This window comes from Halochromatium sp. (assembly GCF_046541315.1).
Lineage (GTDB): Bacteria > Pseudomonadota > Gammaproteobacteria > Chromatiales > Chromatiaceae > Lamprobacter.
This window is the reverse complement of the sequence record NZ_JBKHDN010000234.1, coordinates 1-3,883: the sequence shown is the minus strand read 5'-3', so window position 1 is coordinate 3,883 and position 3,883 is coordinate 1. Positions and strand designations below refer to the sequence as shown.

Genomic DNA, 3,883 nt, shown 5'->3' with positions numbered 1-3,883 from the left:
CCACCGAGCCACTGAGCGCGCACTGGCCGCGTTGGTGAGCCGTGTCGCTCGGCTCAGTGGTAGCGTTTTGAGTATGTGTACCGTACCTAATTTAATCATGTCGGTGCTTCAGTGCCGTGACGATCAAATCTACAGCTTCAGAACACTACCTTCAAGCTTATGTAAGCTGTGCGGCAACTTGATTGAAATAACCATGCCCAAACTCTCCATTGATTTTTCCAATAATGGATGTCTTTTTTTCGCCCTCTTCGTCATCGAAACTAAGCTCGCAATATTGAGTTGGTTTCCAAAAAACAAGGACAAGAATTCCCGGGATAATGTAGAAAAGAAAACCGACTATCACAGCGATCCACCATACAGCATGTCGATCAGTTTTTTCTACTCTTATTATCTGGTTAGGTACTGATTGTGTTATATTATAACCAAGCTTTTGAGCGCGTTTTAAAGCCATTTTGTAAGCTTCATCTAGCGGTACAGGGGATTCGATTAGGTTGCGGACTTCTGCCATGGGTAACTCCAAAATTTCTTCATGCCTGAGCATCTGATGTTAACGCATAAAATCCCCAGATGCCAATAACTGCAGAGTGGTCATGATCTACGTCTCATCTGCGAAATCTCGAAATTCTATCCATGCAACTCTGGTTTTGTAAGATGAAACTCAAATTAGTTGAGTAGGCCGCAGGGTTTTGCTAACCGAAGATCAAGACTTCACGCGTACCCCCGCAAGCGACGATGATCCGGTCCGAGCCGATCCGATGCAAGCCTCGACCGAGATAGAGCCTGTGGTGATTGCAGGTTGTCAGTGCGGATGCTGATTATCCCTGAATCCCTTAGACTCCATCGGGTCGCGGCCCGGCGAGGACGGGTCGTTACCGACCGCGGCATGCCCGGAGGCATCGCCAGAACATGCCTATCACCAACTGGGGGAGCTTGTTGATGCCCACCTATGCCGAGATCTATCAGCGATCGATCGAACAACCTGAATCCTTCTGGGCCGAGGCTGCGGACGGCCTGCACTGGGAGCAACGCTGGGAGCAGGTGCTGGATCGCGCCGCTCAGCCGGTCCCGCGCTGGTTCGCGGGCGGGCGGCTGAATACCTGCTACAACGCGCTCGATCGCCATGTCGACGCCGGCCAGGGCGAGCGCTTGGCGCTGATCTACGACAGCCCGGTCACCGACCAGGTGCAACGCCTCAGCTATCGCCAACTGCGCGATCAGGTCGCGGCGCTCGCCGGTGCGATTGCCGCCCAAGGCGTCGGTCACGGCGATCGGGTGATCATCTATATGCCGATGATCCCGGAAGCGGCGATGGCGATGCTCGCCTGCGCGCGCCTGGGCGCGATCCATTCGGTGGTCTTCGGCGGCTTCGCGGCGCGCGAGCTGGCGACCCGCATCGACGACTGCCAGCCCAAGCTGGTGCTCTCGGCCTCCTGCGGCATCGAACCGAACCGACTGGTGGCCTACAAGCCGCTGATCGACGCCGCCATCGAGCAGGCCGCGCACAAGCCCGAGGCCTGCATCATCAAACAGCGCCCGCAACTCCTCGCCGAGCTGCAAGCGGGACGCGATCTCGACTGGGACGCGGCGCTGGCGGCGGCCGCGCCGGCCGCCTGCGTGCCGGTCGCGGCGACCGATCCGCTCTACATCCTCTACACCTCCGGCACCACCGGCCGGCCCAAGGGCGTGGTGCGCGACAACGGCGGCCATGCCGTGGCGCTGCACTGGTCGATGGCGAACATCTACAACGCGCACGCCGGCGACGTGTTCTGGGCCGCCTCCGATGTCGACTGGGTGGTCGGCCACAGCTACATCATCTACGCGCCGCTGCTGGCCGGCTGCACCACGCTGATCTACGAGGGCAAGCCGGTCGGCACGCCGGACCCGGGCGCATTCTGGCGCGTGGTCAGCGAACACGGCGTCAAGGTCATGTTCACCGCGCCAACCGCGATCCGCGCGATCAAGAAGGACGATCCCAAGGGCGAGCATCTGGCGCGCTACGATCTCAGCGGCCTGCGGAGCCTGTTCCTGGCCGGCGAGCGTTGCGATCCGGACACCCTGCATTGGGCCGAGGTGCTGCTGGAGAAGCCGGTGATCGACCACTGGTGGCAGACCGAGACCGGCTGGGCCATCGCCGCCAATCCGCTCGGCATCGAGCAGCTGCCGATCAAGGCCGGCTCGCCGACCCAGGCGATGGTCGGCTACGACGTGCGCGTCCTCGACGATCGCAGCGAGGAGCGTCCGCCCGGCGAGATGGGCGACATCTGCATCAAGCTGCCGCTGCCGCCGGGCTGCCTGGCGACCCTCTGGAACAACGACGCGCGCTTTCGCGAGGCCTATCTGAGCCGGCATCCGGGCTACTACCTGAGCGGCGACGCCGGCTTCAAGGACGCCGACGACTACATCTGGATCATGAGCCGCACCGATGACGTGATCAACGTCGCCGGACACCGGCTCTCGACCGGGCAGATCGAGGAGGTGCTGGCGAGCCATCCGGATGTCGCCGAGTGCGCGGTGATCGGCGTGCACGATGCGCTCAAGGGGCAGTTGCCGCTCGGGTTGGTGGTGCTCAAGGCCGGCGTCGAGCGCGGCGTCGCCGAGCTGAACGCCGAGCTGATCGGGCGCGTGCGCGATCAGATCGGTCCGGTCGCCGCTTTCAAGCGAGTCGCCATCGTCTCGCGGCTGCCGAAGACGCGCTCGGGCAAGATCCTGCGCGGTACCATGGTCAAGATCGCCGACAGCGAGACCTGGACCATGCCGGCGACCATCGATGATCCGGCGATTCTCGACGAGATCGCGCAGTCGTTGCGGGCGATGGGCTATGCGCGCTGATGCGTCGAGCGGATTCGTTCAAAAGCCGAGGTCGCTGGTGAGGGAGCGGCGCATCAGGTAGCGGACGGACTTGTAGCACCGGAATGGCGACCCCTCGCTGCAGGAGGTCGCCATGCACGAAGCCGCTGCCCGAGCCTTGCGGTCGCAGCCGATTGATCGACTTCGGGGTCTGCACCTCGACCTCGCCAGCCCCGCCCAGCGGGGCGGGGCTGAAGTGGCGCGGGCCGGGCGCTAAGCGGGCTGGATCATCCGGGGATCAGATGCTCTGGCCCCGCCCTCAGGCCGTCTTGGGGTTCCAAACCTCGAACCGCCGCCCATCGAAGTGAAAGATGACGAAATCCCCTCATCCCGGGTCTTGATCCCAGAACAGCCCTAACACCAGACTCAGCGGCTCGCGGAAATAGGCGCTGCCGCTCTCGCGCTCGCTGTCCGGGATCGGCGGATCGAGGACCTCCAATACGACGGCCGGCGTGCCATAGGCCGGCACCCGCCGGTTCTTCAGCCCCGGCTTCCAGCACACCAGATCGCCGGGCTTGAACGGTTGCTGTTGGTTCAGCTGCGCATAGCGCTCCAGCAGCACCGAGCCGAGATCGCCCTCCAGGTCACCCAGCAGATCATCCAACGGTTGATCCTGCAGCGGACATTCCGCCTCCTAACGCCAGCAAAGTCTCCTATTTTCCATCGGCTTTTATTCAGCGGTACTGGGCTGGATGAAACGATCCTCCGGTATCTGCAGCGCCCTCAAGAAGGCCTGTTGGGTCGGGGATAAGGGTTGGTGTAGCGGGTGTGTCTGCCCGATGCACAGCACCATGACACCACGAAACTTCCAGGTGAGCATGTAGGCGCTGGGACGCGCGGTCGGCTTGTGATCCCAACCGGGCACGGTGGTCTCCTCAGCCTTAAGCGTGGTGCGCATGACCTGCTCCATGAGGCGCCAGATGAGCAGCGCGATGAGCAGGATCAGGCCCAGCGCCTCAATGCGCTCGGGGCGTTTGAGGAACGTAACTACTCAGGCCGTTAGCGCCTGACGCAGGACCTCAAAGGGATTCTGCCC

4 protein-coding genes are annotated in these 3,883 nt (G+C 62.2%); 1 reads left to right on the top strand and 3 read right to left on the bottom strand.

Annotated elements, in window-relative coordinates:
* Positions 1–157: 157 nt before the first annotated feature.
* The gene (locus tag ACLFQI_RS12290) at positions 158–508 is read right to left on the bottom strand and encodes a hypothetical protein (protein WP_410759741.1); all 351 of its coding nucleotides are present in this window, start codon (positions 506–508) and stop codon (positions 158–160) included.
* A gap of 398 nt (positions 509–906) precedes the next feature.
* On the opposite strand from ACLFQI_RS12290, the gene ACLFQI_RS12285 reads away from it, so the two are divergent.
* Complete coding sequence (locus tag ACLFQI_RS12285) at positions 907–2,829, top strand: propionyl-CoA synthetase (protein ID WP_410759739.1); 1,923 nt, start codon at positions 907–909, stop codon at positions 2,827–2,829.
* A gap of 343 nt (positions 2,830–3,172) precedes the next feature.
* Here ACLFQI_RS12285 and ACLFQI_RS12280 read toward each other — a convergent pair whose 3' ends face one another.
* Both ACLFQI_RS12280 and ACLFQI_RS12275 read right to left on the bottom strand, forming a co-directional pair.
* A complete protein-coding gene (locus ACLFQI_RS12280; protein ID WP_410759737.1) occupies positions 3,173–3,451 on the bottom strand; it encodes a hypothetical protein in 279 nt (92 codons plus the stop codon).
* Positions 3,452–3,517: 66 nt separating this feature from the next.
* Positions 3,518–3,745, bottom strand: a complete 228-nt coding sequence (locus ACLFQI_RS12275; protein ID WP_410759735.1) for a hypothetical protein — start codon at positions 3,743–3,745, stop codon at positions 3,518–3,520.
* Positions 3,746–3,883: the final 138 nt, after the last annotated feature.